This window comes from Fuscovulum blasticum DSM 2131 (assembly GCF_003034965.1).
GTDB classification, from domain to species: Bacteria; Pseudomonadota; Alphaproteobacteria; order Rhodobacterales; family Rhodobacteraceae; genus Pseudogemmobacter; species Pseudogemmobacter blasticus.
This window is the reverse complement of the sequence record NZ_PZKE01000002.1, coordinates 172,073-192,540: the sequence shown is the minus strand read 5'-3', so window position 1 is coordinate 192,540 and position 20,468 is coordinate 172,073. Positions and strand designations below refer to the sequence as shown.

Genomic DNA, 20,468 nt, shown 5'->3' with positions numbered 1-20,468 from the left:
CTAGGAGGTCAGCGTCTGACGAAGGGTGCGCCATGGCCACGGGAACCGATACGCCGAAAAGCTTTCAGGAAATCATCCTGCGGCTGCAATCCTACTGGGCGTCCAAAGGCTGCGCCATCCTGCAACCCTATGACATGGAAGTGGGCGCCGGCACCTTCCACCCGGCCACCACGCTGCGCTCGCTGGGCTCAAGGCCCTGGGCGGCCGCCTATGTGCAGCCCTCGCGCCGGCCGACCGATGGCCGCTATGGCGAAAACCCCAACCGGCTGCAGCATTACTACCAGTATCAGGTCATCATCAAACCCTCGCCGCCGGATCTGCAGGAACTGTATCTCGGTTCGCTGGCCGCCATCGGCATCGACCTTGGCCTGCATGACATCCGCTTTGTCGAGGATGACTGGGAAAGCCCCACCCTTGGCGCCTGGGGCCTGGGTTGGGAAGTCTGGTGCGACGGGATGGAAGTCAGCCAGTTCACCTATTTCCAGCAGGTCGGCGGGCATGACTGCAAGCCGGTCAGTGGCGAGCTGACCTATGGGCTGGAACGGCTGGCGATGTATGTCATGGGCATCGACCATGTGATGGACATGCCCTTCAACGACCCGCAGACGCCCATCGCGCTGACCTATGGCGACATCTTCCGCCAGACCGAGGAAGAATACAGCCGCCACAACTTCGACGGCGCCACGACCGAGATGCTGTTCCGCCATTTCGAGGATGCCGAGGCCGAATGTCAGCGCCTGCTGGACTTTCCGCCCGACGATCCCAAGACCGGCAAGCGCATCATCATGGCGCATCCCGCCTATGATCAGTGCATCAAGGCCAGCCACCTGTTCAACCTTCTGGATGCGCGCGGCGTGATCTCGGTCACCGAACGGCAGGCCTATATCGGCCGCGTGCGCGCGCTGGCCAAGAAATGCGCCGATGCCTTCCGCCAGACCGAAGCCGGTGCCGATGCGGTGGAGGCCGTGGCGTGAATGGGGGCAAGGTTGCGGCAGGGGCCCTTGTGATGCTGGCGCTGGTGGCCGGGGTGGCGGTCTGGTGGCAGCAGGAACATGCCTATTATGAACCTGTGGCCTTTGTTCCGGGGCAGGAAATCCGGCTGATGCCCATCGCGGGCGACACGCCCGAGGTGATCGTGGCCGAAAACGTGTCCGGCATTGATGCCGACAGCAGCCCGCTGCGGTTCCGTGCCTGTTTCACCACGCCGCTCAGCCAGGCGATGCTGACCGAAACCTACCGCCTTTATGACAAGCCCACCCCGCTGGTCGGGCCGTCGTGGTTTTCCTGCTATGACGCGGGCGAAATCACCCGCGCGCTGGAAAGCGGCACGGCGCTGGCCTTCCTGTCGGAACACCTGCCGGAATACGGCATCGACCGCGTGGTCGCCGTGCTGCCCGATGGCCGGGCCTTTGCCTGGCACCAGATGAATGAATGTGGCAGCGCGCATTACGAAGAACGCGCCCTGCCGGACGGCTGCCCGCCGCCCCCCGCCAAAGGGAAGAACTGATGCCCGACCTGCTGATCGAACTGTTTTCCGAGGAAATCCCGGCGCGGATGCAGGGCATGGCCCGCGACACGCTGAAAAAGCTGGTCACCGACGGGCTGGTCGAGGCGGGGCTGACCTATGCCTCTGCCGGGGCCTTCTCGACCCCGCGCCGCCTGACGCTGATGGTCGAAGGCCTGACAGCCGAATCGCGCCCCGTGCGCGAAGAACGCAAGGGCCCCAACACCACCGCGCCCGCCGCCGCGCTTGAGGGGTTCCTCCGCTCCACCGGCCTGACGCTGGACCAGTTGGAACGCCGCGCCGACAAGAAGGGCGAGGTGTTCTTCGCCGTGATCGAAAAGCCCGGCCGCCGCGCACCCGACATCGTGGCAGAGGTGCTGGAAACCACGATCCGCAACTTCCCCTGGCCCAAGTCCATGCGCTGGGGCGCGGGCACCTTGCGCTGGGTGCGGCCGCTGCATTCCATCCTCTGCATCCTGTCTGACGAGACCGGGCATGAGGTCGTGCCGCTGACCGTGGACGGCATCACCGCCGGCGACAGCACCGAAGGCCACCGCTTCATGGGCATTGGCCGCTTCACCGTCACCGGCTTTGACGATTACGCCGCCAAGCTGCGCAAGGCGCATGTCCTGCTGGACAGTGCCGAGCGTGAGGCCGTCCTGTGGTCGGGCGCGCAGAACCTGGCCTTCGCCGCCGGGATGGAACTGGTCGAGGATCGCGGCCTGCTGACCGAAGTGGCGGGCCTTGTCGAATGGCCGGTGCCGCTGATGGGCCGCATTGCCGATGATTTCCTGCACCTGCCACCCGAAGTGCTGCAAACCAGCATGAAGGAACACCAGAAGTTCTTTTCGGTGAAGAACCCCCGCACCGGCCGGATCGAGGGTTTTGTCACCGTGGCGAATATCGAAACGCCCGACCACGGCGCCACCATCCTGAAGGGCAACCAGAAGGTGCTGGCCGCCCGCCTGTCCGATGCGCGTTTCTTCTGGGAAAACGACCTGCGCATCGCCCGCGCCGGCATGGCGGAATGGTCCGAAGGGCTGAAAGCCGTGACCTTCCACAACAAGCTGGGCTCGCAGGCCGACCGGATTGACCGCGTCGCCGCGCTGGCGCGCGAAATCGCGCCGCTGGTCGGGGCCGATGCCGACACCGCCGAAAAAGCCGCCCGCGTGGCCAAGCTGGACCTGCGCTCTGCCATGGTGGGCGAATTCCCCGAATTGCAAGGCACCATGGGCCGGTATTACGCGCTGGAAGCGGGCCTTGGCGACGCCGTGGCCAACGCCGCGCGCGATCACTGGCGGCCCAAGGGAGAGGGGGACACCGTCCCGACCGAACCCGTTTCGGTGGCCGTGGCGCTGGCCGACAAGATCGACACGCTGACCGGCTTCTGGGCCATCGACGAGAAGCCCACCGGCAGCAAAGACCCGTTCGCCCTCCGCCGCGCCGCGCTGGGGGTGATCCGGCTGGTGCTGGGGAATGGGGTAACACTTCCTCTGCATGCCTTGCTTATAAAACGCATAGGACGACTGACCGGGCAACTGAGAGCTTGGGACGCGCAACGCCAAGGGGCAGTCGTTGCCGAAGCGTTGATTAGTGTCGGAATGAAGGACCAGGCTGCTGACGCATACGACCAAGTGATTTCCGACAAGCGCCCGGACATGCAGAAGGCGGAAGATCACGCGATGGCGGTGAAGGGTGTGGAGAATGCTTCCGACCTCCTCGCCTTCTTCCACGACCGTCTCAAGGTCTATCTCCGCGATCAGGGCATCCGGCACGACATCATCGACGCCTGCCTTGCCATGCCCGGCAATGATGACCTGACGCTTCTGGTCAAGCGTGCCACCGCGCTGGCCGACACGTTGAAGACCGAGGACGGGGCGAACCTGATCCAGGGGTTCAAGCGGGCGAACAACATTCTGACCCAGGCCGAACAGAAGGACGGGGTGGAATATTCCTTCGGCGCCGATCCCAAGTTTGCCGAAGGCCCCGAGGAACAGGCGCTGTTCGCGGCGCTGGACGCCGCCGAGGCGAAGATCGGCCCGGCGATGGCGGCCGAGGATTTCCCCGCCGCCATGGCCGCCATGGCCGCCCTGCGCGGCCCCATCGACGCCTTCTTTACCGCCGTCCAGATCAACAGCGACAACCCGATCATCCGGCGCAATCGTCTGAACCTGCTGCACCGCATCCGCAGCGTCTGTTCCGGCGTGGCCGACCTGACCCGGCTGGACGGCTGATCCGGCCAAAGGCGCGGCCAAAGTCGCGGAATGCCTGACTTTCGGGCATTTCGCGGCAGACTGCCCATTCGTCTTGCTTGCGCGAAAGGGTAAACGGCGTATGCTGCATGTGCCCAAAGGATGCCGCAGTGCAGAAACACGACCCGATACCCGAGTTCATCGAAGTGACTCCCACCGCCCGGATCTCCGAGGCGGTTCACGGCTGGAAGGCGAAATGCCTTCAGCGGCTGGTGCGGCTTGACCTGCCGGTGCCGAAATCGGTGGCGCTGCCATCCTTCACCGTGCGCTCCATCGCCGCTGGCCATACGGCCGATGCCGCGGGAATTCTGGCCTGTTTCGGCCCCAGCCCGCTGGTTTCGGTGCGCGGATCGCCCGCCAATCTGGATTGGGGCGGCCCGGCCAGCGTGCTGAACATCGGCCTGAATGCCGACCGCCACGCCCGTCTGGCCGAGACGCATGGCGAAACCGCCGCCGATGCGCTTTATGTTCGATTTGTGCAAGCATACGCCATCCACGTTGCCCGCCTTGACCCCGATCTGTTCGAAGACATCAAGCCAGGACCGGGCGCGCTGGCCGAAGTGCTGCGGCTTTACGAGGTTGAGACCGACGAAGCCTTCCCGCAAGACCCCGCCCGCCAACTGTCGGAAGTCTTGCGCAGCATGTCCCGCGCCTGGGAAGGCACCTCGGCCCGGCTGTTGCGCGCCGCCAAGGGCGCGCCCGCCGATGCCGCGCTGGGGCTGGTCGTGCAGGACATGGCGCAGGGCTTCGGGCAGGGGCTCTCCGGCTCGGGCGTGATCCAGTTCGTCGACAGCGTCACCGGGCAGGCCCGGGTGACCGGCCGCTACCTGAACCAAAGCCAGGGCCGCGCTGCCCTGTCGGCGCGCGAGTCGCTCTATCTGACGAAAGACGCCCGCGGCCCGTCGCTGGAGGACGTGGCGCCGGACATCTTTGCCGACCTGCAACGCTTTGGCGCCATCTGTCGCGTGGGCCTGCGCGAAGAGATGCAGATCGAGTTTACCATCGAGGACGGTCATCTGTTCGTGCTGGATGCAGTCAAGGTCGCCCGCAGCGCCCGCGCCGGCCTGCGCATCGCCGTGGCGCTGGCCGAGGATGGCGTCATTCCCAAGGAAGAGGCGGTGCTGCGGGTGGAACCGCGCGCGCTGTCCGAACTGCTGCACCATCAGGTTGATCCGCGTGGCCCGCGCGACGTGATCGCCCGCGGCATCGCCGCCAGCCCCGGCGCAGCGACGGGCCGGCTGGTCTTTACCTCTGACGCCGCGCAGGCCAGTGCTGCACGCGGCGAACCCTGCATTCTGGTGCGCAAGGAAACTGCGCCCGAGGATATTCGCGGTATGCATTCGTCGGTCGCCGTGCTGACCGAACGCGGCGGCATGACCAGCCACGCGGCGGTGATCGCCCGCGGTCTGGGGGTGCCCTGCGTGGTGGGGGCCTCGGACATGCGGCTTGACCTGCGCGAACGCCGGCTGACCGCGCCCGATGGCCGGGTGTTCGGCGAGGGCGACGTGCTCACCATCGACGGTTCGAAGGGCGAGGCGATGGCCGGCGCGGCCGAGATGCTGCCGCCGGCACTGGACGACAGTTTCCGCCAGTTGCTGAACTGGGCCGACACCTTCCGCGACATCGGCGTGCGCGCCAATGCCGACACACCTGCCGACGCCGCCACCGCCCGCAAGTTCGAGGCTGAAGGCATCGGCCTGTGCCGGACCGAACACATGTTCTTTGACGAAGACCGTCTTGTCGCCATGCGCGAGATGATCTTTGCCGATACGCCGGGCGACCGGGCGGCGGCGCTGGCGCGGCTTTTGCCCATGCAACGGGCCGATTTCGTTCAGCTTTTCGAAATCATGGAAGGCAAGCCGGTCTGCATCCGCCTGTTCGACCCGCCCTTGCACGAATTCCTGCCCTCGGGCCGCGAAGGCCTGCGCGATCTGGCCGAGGCTCTGGACCGCCCGCTGAGCGAGGTCACCCGCCGCGCCGAGGCGCTGTCGGAGGTGAACCCGATGCTGGGGATGCGGGGCGTGCGGCTGGGCATTGTGCTGCCGGAAATCTATGACATGCAGGCCCAGGCAATTTTCGAGGCGACGCTGGAAAGCGCACGGCGCGGCGCGCCCGTCGTGCCCGAGGTGATGATCCCGCTGGTCAGCGCCCGCCGCGAGGTGGAACTGGTCAAGGCGCGCATCGACGCCGTGGCGGCCATGGTGCGCAGCCGCGCCAAGGCCGAATTCGACTACAAGCTGGGCGTCATGGTGGAAACGCCGCGCGCGGCCCTGCGCGCGGGCGAGATTGCCCAGCACGCCGCCTTTCTGTCCTTCGGCACCAACGACCTGACGCAGATGACCTATGGCCTGTCGCGCGACGATGCCGGGCGGTTCATGAACACCTATGTCCAGCAGGGCGTCTTCCCCGAAGACCCGTTCCACATTCTTGATGTGGACGGGGTGGGAGAGTTGTTGCTGATGGGCGCCGAGCGTGGCCGCGAGACCCGCCCAGACCTTACACTGTCGATCTGCGGCGAACACGGCGGCAACCCGGAATCGATCGCCTTCTGCCGCAAGGCGGGATTCGACTACGTTTCCTGCAGCCCGTATCGGGTGCCGATGGCGCGCCTTGCTGCGGCGCACCTTGCGCTTTCAGAGGCGAAGGTTTCTCGCGACGCATTTCGCAATGAGGAAGTTAAATCATAGCCTTGCGATAGAAAGCTGAAGTGATTTATCAGCTTTTTCGGCAGAATGTCGCCTATCCTGGCCTGAATTCCGTGCCATTTTTGCAACGGCACTGGACCGCCCCGCTGCATCTCCTCTACCTCCCGCGACATTAAGAAGGCGGGCCATGCGTGGCCCGTCTTGTTCGTAACAATGGATCTGGACATCTCATGACGAGCTTGCGGAAGTTGACGGGCCTCGCCCTTGTGGCGATCTGGGCCCTCGCTCAGGCGGCCGATGCCGATGTGTCGCGCAGCGACAAGAATACCCCCGCCAATGCCGTGATCGCCTCCGAAATGGGGCAGTTGCTTGGCGCCGAGAACCGCCGCCTTGGCGGCCTGTCGGGCGAAACCCTGGCGGCCATCGCGGCCGGACCCCAAGTTCAGGCCGTGCCCAAGGTCAAGCTGAAGGCGATGCAGCCCAAGCTTGAGCCAGCGGTGCAATATTCCGCCGCCTGGCTGATGACCCAGCCCGAACCCAAGGGCGATGAAAACTGGCAGTGCCTGACCGAGGCGATCTATTTCGAGGCGCGCGGTGAAACCATCAAGGGCCAGTTCGCGGTGGCTGAGGTGATCTTGAACCGCGCCGACAGCGGGCTTTATCCGCGCTCGATCTGCGGTGTGGTCAAACAGCGTGGCGGCGGGGCCTGCCAGTTCAGCTATATCTGCGATTCCCGTTCCAACCGCATGGGCGAGGCGGGGCCGCGTGCCATTGCCGGCCGCATTGCCCGGCTGATGCTGGATGGCGCGCCGCGGGCGCTGACCGATGGCGCCACCCATTTCCACACGCGCGGGGTTCGCCCCGGCTGGGCCCGCCGCTTCCCGCAGACCGCCGCCATTGGCGCGCATATGTTCTATCGCCAGCCCGGCACCCGGGGCTGATGTCGCGGCCCTTGCGCCGTGTGCCGTCTTGAGGCAAGGCGTGAAGGCCCGGCAGCCTTAGGCTGCGGGGCAACCACTGCGGCCTTGGGGGGCCCGATGACAACCGACACGCGCCTTGCCTTTGCCCATCCTGAAGAACGGGCCGAGGCGACTGCCCCGGCCGATCCGCGCGACCGGATTTCCCTGCGCGACCATGTGGTCGAGGCCGAGATCGGCGCCTTCCAGAAGGAACGCGGCACCAAGCAGCGCCTGCGTTTCAACGTCGTGGTCGAGGTGCGGCCCGCGCCGCAGCCGCTGGACGATGATGTTGATCGCATCCTGTCCTATGATCGCATCACCGAGGTGATTGCCGACGAACTGGCGGCGGAACGGCTTAACCTGCTGGAAACGCTGGCAGAACGTGTGGCAGAACGCATCCTGTCCGAACCGCAGGCCATGCGCGCCTTCGTGCGGATCGAGAAGCTGGATGTCGGCCCCTATGCCTTGGGCGTGGAAATCGTCCGTTCGCGCGCCGAGGTGCCCTTGCGCGCCGAAGAGGGGGCGGTGCATCCGCTGGTGGTCTATCTGGACAATGCCGCGATCGGCGCCCCCGATCTTTCCGCCCGGATCGACGCGCTGGCCGCGCGCGGCCTGCCGATGATCGTCTGCGTTGGCCTGCCCGATCTGCCGCGCCCCCGCACCGGCCACAAGCCGACCCAGCGGCGCATCGACCTCTTGGCCATCGAACAGAACGCCTGGGCGCTGGCCGCCCGCGATCCGCGCTGCGTGGTTGTCGCCAGCCGGACCGAAATCGACTGGGCGGTAAAACGCGGCCGCAGCGTGGTCTGGGCGCCGTCCAAGATCGTGCTGGATACGGTCGACGGGCCCAAGGCCACCGATCCCGTCGCCCTTGCGCTGTGGCTGGCCGAACAGATGGCGGCCACGGAACTTGTGGTTCACGGGGATGTTGCATTGCCGGCGGGAAGCCGCGTTCCGGTGCTGCGGGCCTGACCTCTCCCCTTGCCAGCCTTGGCGGGAACGGCTTAACCCCACCGCATGATCTATTGGCGCCCCCTGGTTCAAACCGATCTGTCCCGCCCCTCGGGCGCTGTTCCGCTGGCGGGCGGCCCCCTGTGGTTTGCGCAGGTCGAACGGTTGGAACGCGGCCGCGCGCCCGAAGTGGTGCCCGCCGCCGAAGCTGGCACAGCACTTGACGCGCTGGCCGCACCCCGCGCCGATTTTGCCGGTCTGGCAATGGACCGGCCCCGGATCATGGGCATCCTGAACGTGACGCCCGACAGCTTTTCCGACGGCGGCCGCTTTCTGGCGCCGCAGGCCGCGCTGGCGCAGGCCCGCGCCATGGCCGAGGGGGCCGAGATTCTGGACATCGGCGGCGAAAGCACCCGCCCCGGTGCGCAGACGGTGGCCGTGGCCGATGAAATCGCCCGCACCGCGCCGGTGATCGCGGCGCTGCGCGCGGCCGGGGTCACGGCGACAATCTCGATCGACACGCGCAAGGCTCCGGTGGCCAAGGCGGCGTTGCAGGCCGGCGCCGACATCGTGAACGATGTGGCCGCACTGACCTTCGATCCGGCGCTTGGCCCGCTGGCGGCCGAAACACAGGCGCCGGTGGTGCTGATGCACCATCTGGGCACGCCCGAAACCATGCAGGCCGACCCGCGCTATGACGATGTGCTGCTGGATGTCTATGACTGGCTTGCCGAAAGCGTGGCCCGTGCCGAACGGCTGGGCATCCCGCGCAGCCGGATCGCGGTTGATCCCGGCATCGGCTTTGGCAAGACGCTGGCGCATAATCTGGCGCTGATCCGGGGCCTGTCGCTGTTTCACGGCCTGGGCTGCCCGGTCTTGCTGGGCGCCAGCCGCAAGCGGTTCATCGGCACGCTGGGCGGGGCTGAGGTGGCCGAGGCGCGGATGCCCGGCTCGGTTGCCGTGGCGCTGGCGGGCGCGGCGCAGGGCGCACAGATTCTAAGGGTTCATGACGTGGCCGAGACGCGGCAGGCGCTGCGGCTGTGGCAGGCGATCAACGGGAGCAGGACATGACACGCAAGCTTTTCGGAACCGACGGGGTGCGGGGCCGGGCGAACACCCATCCGATGACCGCCGAAGTGGCGCTCCGGCTGGGCGCTGCGGCGGGCCGCTATTTCCGGCGCGACGGATCGGCGGCGCATCGGGTGCTGATCGGCAAGGATACCCGGCTGTCGGGCTACATGCTGGAAAATGCGCTTACGGCGGGGCTGACCTCGACCGGCATGAACGTGCTGCTGGTCGGCCCGGTGCCAACCCCGGCGGTGGGCTTCCTGACCCGCAGCATGCGCGCCGATCTGGGCGTGATGATTAGTGCCAGCCACAACCCGCATCAGGACAACGGCATCAAATTCTTTGGCCCCGACGGGTTCAAGCTCTCGGATGAGGCCGAGGCCGAGATCGAGGCGATCCTTGAAGGCGAGGTGCGGCTTGCCCAGGCCGAGAACATCGGCCGCGCCAGGCGGATCGAGGACGGGCGCGGGCGGTATCAGGAATTCGTCAAGACCAGCTTCCCCGCCGGGCTGCGGCTGGACGGGCTGAAGGTGGTGGTCGATTGCGCCAATGGCGCCGCCTACAAGGCCGCCCCCGAGGTGCTCTGGGAACTGGGGGCCGAGGTCATTGCCCTGGGTGTCAGCCCGAACGGCACCAATATCAACGACCGCTGCGGCAGCACCCACCCCGAAACCGCCGCCGAGGCGGTGGTGGCGCATGGCGCGCATGTGGGCATTTCGCTGGATGGCGATGCCGACCGGGTGATGATCCTGGATGAACAGGGCAGGGTGGCCGACGGCGATCAGATCATGGCCCTTTTCGCCGCCCGCTGGGCGGAAGAGGGGCGGTTGCAGGGCGGTACGCTGGTGGCGACGGTCATGTCGAACCTCGGGCTGGAACGCTTCCTGGATGCGCGCGGCCTGCGGCTGGAACGCACCGCCGTGGGCGACCGCTATGTCGTCGAGGCGATGCGCAAGGGCGGCTGGAACCTGGGCGGTGAACAGTCCGGCCATATCGTGATGACCGACTATGCCACCACCGGCGATGGCCTGCTGGCCGGCCTGCAGTTCCTGGCCGAGATGGTCCGCACCGGCCGGCCGGCCAGCGAGTTGGTGCGCCAGTTCGACACCGTGCCGCAGATGCTGAAGAACGTCCGTTTTGCCGCCGGGGCGAAACCGCTTGAGGTGGCCTCGGTCAAGGCGGTCATCGCGGCGGGCGAGGCGCGGATTGCCGGCAAGGGCCGCATCCTGATCCGCAAGTCGGGCACCGAACCGCTGATCCGCGTCATGGCGGAATGTGAAGACCCCCGGCTGCTGGAATCCGTGGTGGAGGAAATCGTCGGCGCGGTTGAAGCTGCGGTCTGACGCGGCGAAGATGAGGTGCCACAACGCCCGCATGACATCAAAAGATTAGACGCCCGGCCTGTAGGCCGGGCGTTTCCCTTTGCGCCCCCGTGTCAAAGAACCGCGTCCACCGCCCGGCGCAGACGGGCCACGGTTGCCGGCACATCGGCAATCTTGTCCAGCCCGAACAGCCCCAGCCGGAAGGTGCGGAAGGCCGCCCCTTCGCCCACCTGCAGCGGCACGCCCGCCGCGATCTGCATGCCTTGCGCGCGGAACTTCGCGCCTGACTGCACCTCGGGGTCGTCGGTATAGCTGACCACCACGCCCGGCGCCTGGAACCCCGGCGCCGCGACCGAGGCAACGCCCTTTTCCGCCAGCATCGCCCGCACCGCCTGGCCAAGCGCCCATTGCGCGGCCTTGGCCTCAGCAAAGCCCATGGCGCGGGTTTCCAGCATGGCATCGCGGAAGCCGATCAGCGCATCGGTGGGCATGGTGGCATGATAGGCATGGCCGCCCTTTTCATAGGCCTCCATGATCGCGCGCCATTTCTTCAGGTCCAGCGCAAAGCTGTTGCTGGTCGTCTCGGCCAGCCGCGCCTCGGCCCGGGGCCCCATCACCACGATTCCGGCGGAAGGCGAGGCGCTCCAGCCCTTTTGCGGGGCGCTGATCAGCACATCGACGCCGGTGTCCTGCATGTCCACCCAGATGCAGCCGCTGGCGATGCAGTCCAGCACCATCAGCGCCCCCACCTCATGCGCGGCGGCGGCAAGCTGGCGGATGTAGTCGTCGGGCAGGATGATGCCGGCGCTGGTTTCCACATGCGGCGCGAACACCGCATCGGGGCGGGTTTCGCGGATCTTGGCAACCACCTCGTCGATGGGCGGCGGCGCATAGGGGGCGCGGGCCTCGTTGCCGGTCTGGCGGGCCATGGCGACATGGGTTTCGGTGGCAAAGCCGCCGGCCTCGAAGATCTGGGTCCAGCGATAGCTGAACCAGCCGTTGCGCACGATCAGCGCGCGCCCCTGCCCGAACTGGCGGGCGACCGATTCCATCGCATAAGACCCGCCCCCCGGCACCAGCGCCACGGCGCTGCCGTTGTAAACCTCGCGCAGCATCCCCGAGATGTCGCGCATGGCCTGCTGGAAGCGGGCGGACATGTGGTTCAGCGAGCGGTCGGTGAAGACGACCGAGAATTCCTCAAGGCCGTCGGGGTCGATATGGGCGTGCAGTCCGGGCATGGCGGGTCTCCCTGTTCGGGGTGAAGCTAGGCCCTGCGGCCGCAGACGCAAGGGGGAGAGTGTCGCGAATGGATGTTGCCTGAGGCGACCCCGCTTTCGCAGGGCACAGGGGCCGTCCCACGCCCGACCGGAAGCCCCGGCCGGGTTAACAGCCGCGCAGCGGCCCCGGCCAGCGCCCGACCGCCCCCCGGGCGGGCATCCGCCTGATATGGGGCAGGAGTGGATGTCGTTTTAGCTCATTGCACACGTTGCCCGTGCGCGACTAATTGTTGCCGTTGTTCCTCTTAAAATTGGGACGGGGTAGCCTGTGCCTGTAGCGTAAGCCGGATCGGAGAGACCGGGGTCATTGCGTGATCGCGCCGGTTCGTATGTTCAGATACCATCGGTTTCGAGGCTGGATCCCACCGCAATAGGTGAAGTAGTAGTCCTGACCCTTTGCGGGCGAGGATGACCAAGCCCACTCACGGAAATCTGAGGGTTTACAGGTGCCATCATTGATCATCTTGAGAGAAGCCGTGCAGAACTGGTTAGAATATCTCCGGTAGTTGTCGGAGTTGTCTAGCCTCAGATCGCCGCAGTCTTGGGCGGTTTTGGGCGCTTCTGGCTTCTCGTTCGCTAGATAATCCGAATAAACCCAACGTGAGAACTGCCCATCAACGATCCCATTGGCTGGTGTGCAGGCAACATTCCCAGAATCCACCATACCGCTCTTGCCGTCGATGCACATGGCAGAGTGAGGTTCGTCGATCCGCGACCAGCCACTCTTTTCTTCGAAAACCGTGACCTTACTGCCATCCGTTATCCAGCCTGTCACCCCACATTGCGTCGAAGGGCAGGTGCGGATGGTTAATCGATCGGCGGTGCTCCACATTTCCTTTACAGAAGCGGGGGCGGGCTGGGGATTTGGCTCAGGCGAGGCGAGTGAAAGCTCTGCCGTCGCTGGCGGCGGTACTATTGAGGTGCTATTCTTAACGAAAGGGCTGCTGCTTCGTCGCAGCGCCTCTAAGTCTCGTTCGGTATTCCGCTCTATCTGCTTACTTGCGTCCTCATAGGCTTCATATGCCGCCGCCTCTAGGGCGCGGCCATGTTCCTCTATCTCGGTCTTCTTTGCTAGTGCTTCAGGGCCATAGTAACCATCTTCCATAAGCACCGTAGTGCCACGGGTGATGCTGTCGATCTTCCCATCGAAAGACACGTAGCAGTTGATGTCGTCGCCGAAGACGTGGCGCTCCTGGGTGAATATGCCCGACTCGACAAAGCTGTATCTAATTGTCGGAAAACCGAGGTACTCTACGGCAATAGTACAGTCCTCTTTTGGGCCGGCGATGCCGATTTTTGCACTGAGTAGTATCAAGTAAATTGCGGTGACTGTCGGTCGCACCATATGAATCCGCCTCTATGAAAAGACTAAACGCTCGATATTTCCCTTGGAAACCTCAAAATAGTGCAAACCATGTTTTTGAGTGTCAAGACACCATTCATTCTATTCTGTAAATGGCAACCTTCTGCATGGCCATGAAATTCGCTGGATTCAACAGCAGTTAACTTGCGCCTGACCGTCTGCCCCGCCCCTTCACCCCCGTTCGCTGACCCGATGCGTGCTGCGGTCCAGCCAGGCTGGGTTGATCTCCACTCCCCAGCCGGGGGCGTCGGGCACGGTGACGTGGCCACCGTCCACCCGGTAGGGGGTGCCCAGAAACAGCCCGTCCTGCCAGGGGTAGTAATCCAGCCCCTCGATCGACAGTTCCAGGTACTTGCCGGCATTCGGCAGCGCCTTCAGCAGGTGCATGGTGCACATCGTCACCAGCGACAGGTTGGCGGCATGGGGGGTGACCGGCAGGCCCGCGGCATGGCCCATGCGGGCAACCTGCAGCGTGCGGTGGATGCCGCCCATGTACATGACATCGGGTTGCAGGATGTCCACGGCCTTGTGTTCGATCATCAGTTGCCAGGCGGTGAACTCGCAATCCTGTTCGCCCCCGGCCACGTCGATGCGCAGCGCGCGGCGGACCTCGGCGGTCTGGTCCACCTCCCAATAGGGGCAGGGCTCCTCGAAATGGCCGATGCCGTGGTCTTCCAGCATCCGGCCCACTTCAATGGCGCGGGCGGGGGAATAGCAGGAATTGCCGTCAACCAGCTTGTCGATGCCGTCGCCAAGCGCCTTTGACACCACCGGAATGACCGCCTCGGTCCGCCCCGGCCATTCGTCGCGGTCGCGGCCACATTCGGCGCCGACCCGCCACTTGAAGGCGGTAAAGCCGTGGTCGTCGCGCAGCCGCAGGAAGCGGGCGGCCTCGTCCTCGGGGGTGATGTCGCGCTTCATGCTGCTGGCATAGGCGCGCAGGGGGCCGGGGGTGCCGCCCAGCAGTTCCACCACCGGCTTGCCCTCCAGCCGGCCCCGCAGATCCCACAGCGCGGTATCAAGGCCCGTCATGGCGCGGCGCAGATAGCTGCCGGGGAACTTGTGTTCCCGCTCCTGGATCAGGCGCAGCGTATCCTCGAAGTCCAGCGCATCGGTGCCCAGGGCATGGGGCGCGACCTGGCGGTGAAACACCTGCGCCGTGATGTCGGCCATGTAGGTTGAGGTCTGGCCCCAGCCAATATCGCCGGTCTCGGCGGTGGCCTTGACGAAGCAGACAAATTCATTCCCGAAGGTTTCAAGTTTCGCAATCTTCATTCGTCTGGTCCTGCTGCCGGTATGCCTGTCTGCGGGCCATGGTATCGGGCTGCGATCACGGTTTCACGACCGTTTCCGCCATGCCCAGCGGGCCGGGGCGTCGTTCTTCGGTCAGCAGCACATTGGCCTCGACATTGCCGACACCGGGCAGCGTCATGATGCGGCGGCGCAGGACACGCTCGAAATCGGCCAGGTCGCGGGCGACGACGCGCAGGCGGTAATCGAACAGGCCCAGTACATGCTGCACCACCTGCACCTCGGGAATGGCGGTGGCGGCGCGTTCGAAATCCTCCAGGCTGACGCGGCCCTTGGTGGCAAGCCTGACCCCCAGGAACACCGTCACGCCAAAGCCAAGCGCCTGCCGGTCCACCTCGATCCGGCGCCCGGTCAGGATGCCGGCCTCCTCCATCCGGCGGATGCGGCGCCAGGCGGCGGGCTGCGACAGGCCGATCCGGCGGCCCAGTTCGCCAGCCGACAGCGTGGCATCCTGCGCCAGCGCCCGCAGAAGCGCGCGGTCGGTATCGTCAAGGTCGATCACAGCGGCAACCCTTCGGTGTTCTTGATGGTCGAGACCAGCATCAGCGCCTCGACCTCGGCGATATGGGGCAGGGCCAGGATCTGCTGGCGATAGACCTCGGTCCAGTGGCCCATGTCGCGGGCGATGACGTTCAGCCGCACATCCACCCGGCCAAGGAAGGTTTCGATGGCAATCACCTCGGGCACCAGACGGGCCGCGGCGATGAATTCGTCAAAGGCGCGCGGATCGGTCTTGTCCAGCGTGAAGCGCAGCGAAACCTCGACCGCATAGCCAAGCGCCCTCCAGTCGATCACCGCGTGCTGGCCGCGAATGACGCCGGCCGCGGTCAGCCGTTCCAGCCGGCGCCAGCAGGTCGCGGTGGTGATGCCGGCGCGTTCGGCAAGGGCGGCGGTGGCCAGCCCCGGATCGGCCAGCAGGTGGCGCATCAATCGGCGGTCAGTATCGTCAAGCATAGGTATCTCATAAACCCTGGGTTGAGTGAATGATAGACTGCAATTCTCCCCAACATCAATGTGAATGCTGCGTCATCACGTCTGATCGTGAAAACTCTGGACGGGGGGTAGACCCGCTGTTACAGGCGAAAATGGGGACTTTCTCGCAAGAAAGAGTTGCAAATGGCCGTTGTAACCGTTCATCTTTTCTCGGCTTCGGCCTTGTCGGTGGTCCGCACCGACGGCCAGGGGTTCAGCAGCGGCGTCAACCCGGCCCAGAACCCCTACACCAACGGCAACGCCTATTCCTGGAACACGCCCTCCGATCTGGCGATCACGCTGCCCACGACAACGGTGTCGCTGACCTATCAGGACAGCAATGCCTCGCTGGATGGCGTCGACCCTTCGGCGACCCAGGTCAGCGATCAGCTTCTGGCCGCCCCGATCACCGTCGGCGGCACGAACTATGTGCCGAACGGCTCCGAATTCCGCTGGCAGGGCACGACCTTCGTTTCCAACCATTCCGAGGTCACGCTCTACGCGGCCGACGGTACGGAATACCGGATGGTTTCGGTCACGGTGACAGCCGGCTACAACACTCCGTCGGTTGTCGGCGTGTTCTTCGAAGGCCCGCAGCCCCCGGCGGGCGCCACGCTCTATTACCGGCAGGGCCAGTCGACCTTCCAGCAGGACGGCACCCAGACCGCCGTGCCCTGCTTCCTGGCCGGCACGCTGATCGACACCCCCGAAGGTTCGCGCGCGGTTGAGGATCTGCGGGTGGGCGATCTGGTGCTGACGCTGGACAGCGGGCCGCAGCCCGTGCGCTGGATCGGCCGCAGCCAGGTGGATGGCACCGGCGATCTTGCCCCGCTCTGCTTCCGCGCCGGCACCATCGGCAACACGCGCGATCTTCATGTGTCGCCCAATCACCGCATCCTCGTCCGCTCGTCCCAGGCCGAACTCCTGTTTGGCAGCTCCGAAGTGCTGGTCGCGGCCAAGTTCCTGATGGATGGCGTGAATGTCACGCGCGCCCCGCGGCCCGTGGCCGATTATCTGCATCTGATGCTTGACCATCATGAGCTGATCTTTTCCGAAGGCGCGCCGACCGAAACGCTGTTCGCCGGCCCGATGGCGCTGCAGGCGCTGCCCGAAGCCGCCCGCGCCGAACTGCTGGCTATCTTCCCCCGGATCGACGCCATCGGTCACCAGCTTGCCCGGGCTGACCTGACCCGGCAGGAAGCGCGGATGCTGGGTGCGGTGCCCGCTGTCGTGCATGAATTTGCGGATAATAACGCCAAGCACGCATGAAAATAGCGAAGACTGCGAAATTTCTTTGAAATTTGCAGGCATTTCCGCGCCCGCAGCTCTATGCTGCGCCCCAGACAGTCAACCAACAAGCAGGAGCGCCCGATGCGCGTCTATTATGATCGCGATTGCGACATCAACCTCATCAAGGACAAGAAGGTCGCCATCCTTGGCTACGGCAGCCAGGGCCATGCCCATGCGCTGAACCTGCGCGACAGCGGCGCCAAGAACCTGGTCATCGCCCTGCGCGAAGGCAGCCCGTCGGCCAAAAAGGCCGAGGCCGAAGGCCTCAAGGTCATGGGCATCGCCGAGGCCGCCAAATGGGCCGACCTGATCATGTTCACCATGCCCGACGAACTTCAGGCCGAGACCTACAAGAAATACGTCCATGACAACCTGCGCGAAGGCGCGGCGATCGCCTTCGCCCACGGCCTGAACGTGCACTTCGGCCTGATCGAGCCGAAGAAGGGCGTCGATGTCATCATGATGGCGCCGAAGGGCCCCGGCCACACCGTGCGCGGCGAATACGTCAAGGGCGGCGGCGTGCCCTGCTTGGTGGCCGTCCATCAGGATGCCAGCGGCAAGGCGATGGAACTGGCGCTGTCCTATTGCTCGGGCATCGGCGGCGGCCGGTCGGGCATCATCGAGACCAACTTCCGCCAGGAATGTGAAACCGACCTGTTCGGTGAGCAGGCCGTTCTCTGCGGCGGTCTCGTGGAACTCATCCGCATGGGCTTCGAAACCCTGGTGGAAGCCGGCTACGAACCCGAAATGGCCTATTTCGAGTGCCTCCATGAAGTGAAGCTGATCGTGGACCTGATCTACGAAGGCGGCATCGCGAACATGAACTACTCGATCTCGAACACCGCCGAATATGGCGAATACGTCAGCGGCCCGCGCATCCTGCCCTATGACGAAACCAAGGCCCGGATGAAGGCGGTTCTGCGCGACATCCAGACCGGCAAGTTCGTGCGCGACTTCATGCAGGAAAACGCCGTCGGCCAGCCCTTCTTCAAGGCGACCCGCCGCATCAATGACGAACACCAGATCGAAAAGGTCGGTGAAAAGCTGCGCGCCATGATGCCCTGGATTTCCAAGGGCAAGATGGTGGACCGCTCGCGCAACTAAGCGCGGCCAGATCGGCAAACAAAGGGCCGGAGGGGAAACCTTCCGGCCTTTCTCTTCCCCGCTTCCCCTTGGTTCAAATACCCCGCGGGGGTCCGGGGGTGTGAACCCCCCGGCCCGCGCCGTTCAGCGCAGCAGCCCCAGCAGAAGCGACACCAGCCGCCGCACCCGGCCGGTCACCGGCGGGAACAGCAGCGGCAGCACCGAAAAGCGGTTCACCACCACCGGCTTTTCATGGCTGAAGGCCAGGAACCCCGCTTCCCCATGCGCCGCGCCCTGACCGCTGGCCCCGATGCCGCCAAAGGGCATGGTCGGGTGGGCGAAATGCGCCATCGTCAGGTTCACCGCGACCGAGCCGGAGCGGGTTTCCGCGCGGATACGCTCGATCCGGGCGGCGTCGCTGTCGAAGACATACAGCGTCAGCGGCTTTTCCCCGGCATTGATCGCGGCCAGCACCGGGCCAAGGTCGTCATACTCGATCACCGGCAAGAGCGGGCCGAAGATCTCTTCGCGCATCGCGGCCATTTCGGCCGTCGCGTTCAGGATCAGCGTCGGCACCGTGCAGCCGGCGGGCGGCTGGCCAACCGGGCGCAGGGTGGCGCCCTTGGCGGCGGCATCGTCCAGCAGGGCCTGCATCCGTGGCCCGTGGCGGGGGGTGATCGGGCCGGTCATGTCGGGCGCCATGCGCGCCAGTTCACCCTCCAGCGCGGCCAGGAAGGGCTGGGCGATGCTGCGGTGCAGATACAGATGGTCGGGCGACACGCAGGCCTGCCCGCCGTTCGACAGCTTGCCCCAGGCCAGCATCCGCGCGGCGCGCGCAATATCCGCACCGGGGCCGACGATGACCGGGCTCTTGCCGCCCAGTTCCAGCGTCACGCTGGCCAGATGCGGCGCGGCAGCCGCCATGACCTTGCGCCCGACGGCGGTCGATCCGGTAAAGAAGATATGGTCGAAGGGCTGCGCCAGCAGCGCCTCGGCCACTTCGGGCCCGCCTTGCGCCACGGCGACATGATCTTCGGGGAAGGTCGCCGCGATGATCTCGGCCAGCAGGGCGGCGGTGCGGGGCGTCAGTTCCGAGGGTTTCACCACCACCCGGTTGCCCGCCGCAATGGCCGAAACCAGCGGCCCCAGCGTCAGCATGAAAGGATAGTTCGACGGGCCGAAGATCAGGCACAGCCCCTTGGGTTCGGGAATGACGCGGGTAAAGGTGCCGGCCATGGTCAGCCCCGCGCCCAGACGGCGGCCGCGCATCCAGCGGCCAAGCCGGCGGCGGGCGCTGCGCAGCTCCTGATAGACCGGCAGCAGTTCGGTCAGTTGCACCTCGACCGGGCCCTTGCCGAAATCGGCCAGCAGGGCGGATTTCACCGCCGCTTCGCGGGCGCGGATTTCGCGGCGCAGCCGCTCCAGCGCGGCCAGCCGGTCCGAGCGGGTCAGCCCGGCGGGTTGCAGCGCCAGGGCGGCGCGCAGGGCGGCAATGGTGGGGGCGTGATGTTCGCTGTCCATGGGCCACAGGCTGAACCGGGGCGCGGCCTCGCGCAAGCATGACCTAGGGTCCGCGACGACGGACCGCGCCCCGTCTCGGGGTGTCAGCCGCCGGTATGGGCCTTCAGCGCCGCAAGCGCGGGTTCGGGCCAAAGCGACAGGTCATCGGGATAGACCATCGGCGCCTTGGCATCCCCCACATGCCAGAAGGCGAACACCTTGCGCTTGGCCGCGTCAAGGTAAAGCCCGGCATAGTCTTCGTCGCAGGTGAACTTCAGGCAGGCCTCGCCCAGATAGTTGCCATCGACCAGCCCGCCCGACCCCAGCTCGCTGATCCGGTCGGCGAACTGCGGCCAGCTTGCCCCCAGGGCGGATTTCAGCTCCTGCTCGACCGGCTTGATCTTCAGCGCCTCGACCGGGTGCTTCTCGGCCAGGGTCGGCAGGGCGTCCCAGTCCAGCGTCGCGGTGCTGGCGAAACTTTCGGGCTTGCCGGCAACGAAGCCGTGTTCGGGCGTCCAGCTCCACACTTCGCCGGGCAGGGACGGCGTGGCTTCGCCGGTCCAGATCAGCGCCTCGGGCCGCACCTCAAGCGTCAGCCCGTTGCAGGTTTCCACCGGACCGTCCAGCCGGGCAGGGCCGCCCTGCGGCAGGACCAGCACGAAGGGCGCGGCGTTGCAGGCATTGCCGCCGGGGCCGGACACGCCCGAGATCACCGTCTCGCCGCCCACCTTTTCGGGGGAATCCAGAAAGATGTCGCCATCGGTATGCACGACCTTGTCATCCACGGTCAGCGTGTCGGTGCCTTCGCCATCATCGCTGACCGTGATGCTGTGGCCGTTCACGGTCAGGATCTGGTCGGCGTTCTGCGCCAGCGCCGGACCGGCAAGGACAAGGGCGAACAGCGGGGCAAGGCGATAGGGCATGAAGAACCTGCAAGGGTCATGGACGGGCAAGGCCGCACATTACCCCGC

17 protein-coding genes are annotated in these 20,468 nt (G+C 65.8%); 10 read left to right on the top strand and 7 right to left on the bottom strand.

What is annotated here, in order from left to right; translation table 11 throughout:
- Positions 1-32: 32 nt before the first annotated feature.
- From C5F44_RS03075 to glmM, 8 genes are all read left to right on the top strand, one after another.
- Positions 33-974, top strand: coding sequence for a glycine--tRNA ligase subunit alpha (locus tag C5F44_RS03075; RefSeq protein ID WP_107672038.1), 942 nt, complete (start codon positions 33-35; stop codon positions 972-974).
- 32 nt (positions 975-1,006) lie between these two features.
- A complete protein-coding gene (locus tag C5F44_RS03070) occupies positions 1,007-1,507 on the top strand; it encodes a DUF6446 family protein (RefSeq protein ID WP_107672174.1) in 501 nt (166 codons plus the stop codon).
- Positions 1,507-3,738, top strand: a complete 2,232-nt coding sequence (glyS, locus tag C5F44_RS03065) for a glycine--tRNA ligase subunit beta (protein WP_107672037.1) — start codon at positions 1,507-1,509, stop codon at positions 3,736-3,738. Before C5F44_RS03070 ends, glyS begins: the two co-directional genes overlap by 1 nt.
- 128 nt (positions 3,739-3,866) lie before the next feature.
- Positions 3,867-6,443, top strand: coding sequence for a putative PEP-binding protein (locus C5F44_RS03060; protein WP_107672173.1), 2,577 nt, complete (start codon positions 3,867-3,869; stop codon positions 6,441-6,443).
- A 206-nt stretch (positions 6,444-6,649) separates the two neighbouring features.
- Positions 6,650-7,342, top strand: coding sequence for a cell wall hydrolase (locus C5F44_RS03055; RefSeq protein WP_328588450.1), 693 nt, complete (start codon positions 6,650-6,652; stop codon positions 7,340-7,342).
- A gap of 96 nt (positions 7,343-7,438) precedes the next feature.
- Entirely contained in the window at positions 7,439-8,332 is an 894-nt protein-coding gene (locus C5F44_RS03050; RefSeq protein WP_107672035.1) for a dihydroneopterin aldolase, read from the top strand.
- Between the two features lie 45 nt (positions 8,333-8,377).
- Positions 8,378-9,382 carry a dihydropteroate synthase gene (folP, locus tag C5F44_RS03045; RefSeq protein ID WP_107672034.1) on the top strand — a complete coding sequence of 335 codons (1,005 nt, stop codon included), beginning with the start codon at positions 8,378-8,380 and terminating at the stop codon, positions 9,380-9,382.
- A complete protein-coding gene (glmM, locus tag C5F44_RS03040; RefSeq protein ID WP_107672033.1) occupies positions 9,379-10,722 on the top strand; it encodes a phosphoglucosamine mutase in 1,344 nt (447 codons plus the stop codon). Before folP ends, glmM begins: the two co-directional genes overlap by 4 nt.
- Positions 10,723-10,814: 92 nt before the next feature.
- Here glmM and C5F44_RS03035 read toward each other — a convergent pair whose 3' ends face one another.
- The 5 genes from C5F44_RS03035 to C5F44_RS03015 form a co-directional block, all read right to left on the bottom strand.
- A complete protein-coding gene (locus C5F44_RS03035; RefSeq protein ID WP_107672032.1) occupies positions 10,815-11,939 on the bottom strand; it encodes an aminotransferase class V-fold PLP-dependent enzyme in 1,125 nt (374 codons plus the stop codon).
- A gap of 343 nt (positions 11,940-12,282) precedes the next feature.
- Positions 12,283-13,323 carry an SH3 domain-containing protein gene (locus C5F44_RS03030; protein ID WP_107672031.1) on the bottom strand — a complete coding sequence of 347 codons (1,041 nt, stop codon included), beginning with the start codon at positions 13,321-13,323 and terminating at the stop codon, positions 12,283-12,285.
- A gap of 189 nt (positions 13,324-13,512) precedes the next feature.
- Positions 13,513-14,616, bottom strand: coding sequence for a mandelate racemase/muconate lactonizing enzyme family protein (locus C5F44_RS03025; RefSeq protein WP_107672030.1), 1,104 nt, complete (start codon positions 14,614-14,616; stop codon positions 13,513-13,515).
- Positions 14,617-14,671: 55 nt separating this feature from the next.
- Positions 14,672-15,154 carry an Lrp/AsnC family transcriptional regulator gene (locus tag C5F44_RS03020; protein WP_107672029.1) on the bottom strand — a complete coding sequence of 161 codons (483 nt, stop codon included), beginning with the start codon at positions 15,152-15,154 and terminating at the stop codon, positions 14,672-14,674.
- Entirely contained in the window at positions 15,151-15,606 is a 456-nt protein-coding gene (locus tag C5F44_RS03015; protein ID WP_107672028.1) for an Lrp/AsnC family transcriptional regulator, read from the bottom strand. The genes C5F44_RS03020 and C5F44_RS03015 overlap by 4 nt, the downstream gene beginning before the upstream one ends.
- A 162-nt stretch (positions 15,607-15,768) precedes the next feature.
- On the opposite strand from C5F44_RS03015, the gene C5F44_RS03010 reads away from it, so the two are divergent.
- A complete protein-coding gene (locus tag C5F44_RS03010; protein WP_107672027.1) occupies positions 15,769-16,893 on the top strand; it encodes a Hint domain-containing protein in 1,125 nt (374 codons plus the stop codon).
- A gap of 102 nt (positions 16,894-16,995) precedes the next feature.
- The gene (gene ilvC / locus C5F44_RS03005; RefSeq protein ID WP_107672172.1) at positions 16,996-18,018 is read left to right on the top strand and encodes a ketol-acid reductoisomerase; all 1,023 of its coding nucleotides are present in this window, start codon (positions 16,996-16,998) and stop codon (positions 18,016-18,018) included.
- Between the two features lie 123 nt (positions 18,019-18,141).
- Here the strand turns inward: ilvC and C5F44_RS03000 are convergent, their stop codons facing one another.
- Both C5F44_RS03000 and C5F44_RS02995 read right to left on the bottom strand, forming a co-directional pair.
- Positions 18,142-19,518, bottom strand: a complete 1,377-nt coding sequence (locus C5F44_RS03000; protein ID WP_107672026.1) for an aldehyde dehydrogenase family protein — start codon at positions 19,516-19,518, stop codon at positions 18,142-18,144.
- Between the two features lie 83 nt (positions 19,519-19,601).
- Positions 19,602-20,420, bottom strand: a complete 819-nt coding sequence (locus C5F44_RS02995; protein ID WP_107672025.1) for a hypothetical protein — start codon at positions 20,418-20,420, stop codon at positions 19,602-19,604.
- Between the last annotated feature and the right edge of the window lie 48 nt (positions 20,421-20,468).

Coding starts and splice junctions, on each gene's coding strand:
- ilvC (WP_107672172.1), top strand. CDS start 16,996: ATGCGCGTCTATTATGATCGCGATTGCGACATCAACCTCATCAAGGAC.
- C5F44_RS03010 (WP_107672027.1), top strand. CDS start 15,769: ATGGCCGTTGTAACCGTTCATCTTTTCTCGGCTTCGGCCTTGTCGGTG.
- C5F44_RS03075 (WP_107672038.1), top strand. CDS start 33: ATGGCCACGGGAACCGATACGCCGAAAAGCTTTCAGGAAATCATCCTG.
- C5F44_RS03025 (WP_107672030.1), bottom strand. CDS start 14,616: ATGAAGATTGCGAAACTTGAAACCTTCGGGAATGAATTTGTCTGCTTC.
- glyS (WP_107672037.1), top strand. CDS start 1,507: ATGCCCGACCTGCTGATCGAACTGTTTTCCGAGGAAATCCCGGCGCGG.
- C5F44_RS03015 (WP_107672028.1), bottom strand. CDS start 15,606: ATGCTTGACGATACTGACCGCCGATTGATGCGCCACCTGCTGGCCGAT.
- C5F44_RS03000 (WP_107672026.1), bottom strand. CDS start 19,518: ATGGACAGCGAACATCACGCCCCCACCATTGCCGCCCTGCGCGCCGCC.
- folP (WP_107672034.1), top strand. CDS start 8,378: ATGATCTATTGGCGCCCCCTGGTTCAAACCGATCTGTCCCGCCCCTCG.
- C5F44_RS03050 (WP_107672035.1), top strand. CDS start 7,439: ATGACAACCGACACGCGCCTTGCCTTTGCCCATCCTGAAGAACGGGCC.
- glmM (WP_107672033.1), top strand. CDS start 9,379: ATGACACGCAAGCTTTTCGGAACCGACGGGGTGCGGGGCCGGGCGAAC.
- C5F44_RS03035 (WP_107672032.1), bottom strand. CDS start 11,939: ATGCCCGGACTGCACGCCCATATCGACCCCGACGGCCTTGAGGAATTC.
- C5F44_RS03030 (WP_107672031.1), bottom strand. CDS start 13,323: ATGGTGCGACCGACAGTCACCGCAATTTACTTGATACTACTCAGTGCA.
- C5F44_RS03070 (WP_107672174.1), top strand. CDS start 1,007: ATGCTGGCGCTGGTGGCCGGGGTGGCGGTCTGGTGGCAGCAGGAACAT.
- C5F44_RS02995 (WP_107672025.1), bottom strand. CDS start 20,420: ATGCCCTATCGCCTTGCCCCGCTGTTCGCCCTTGTCCTTGCCGGTCCG.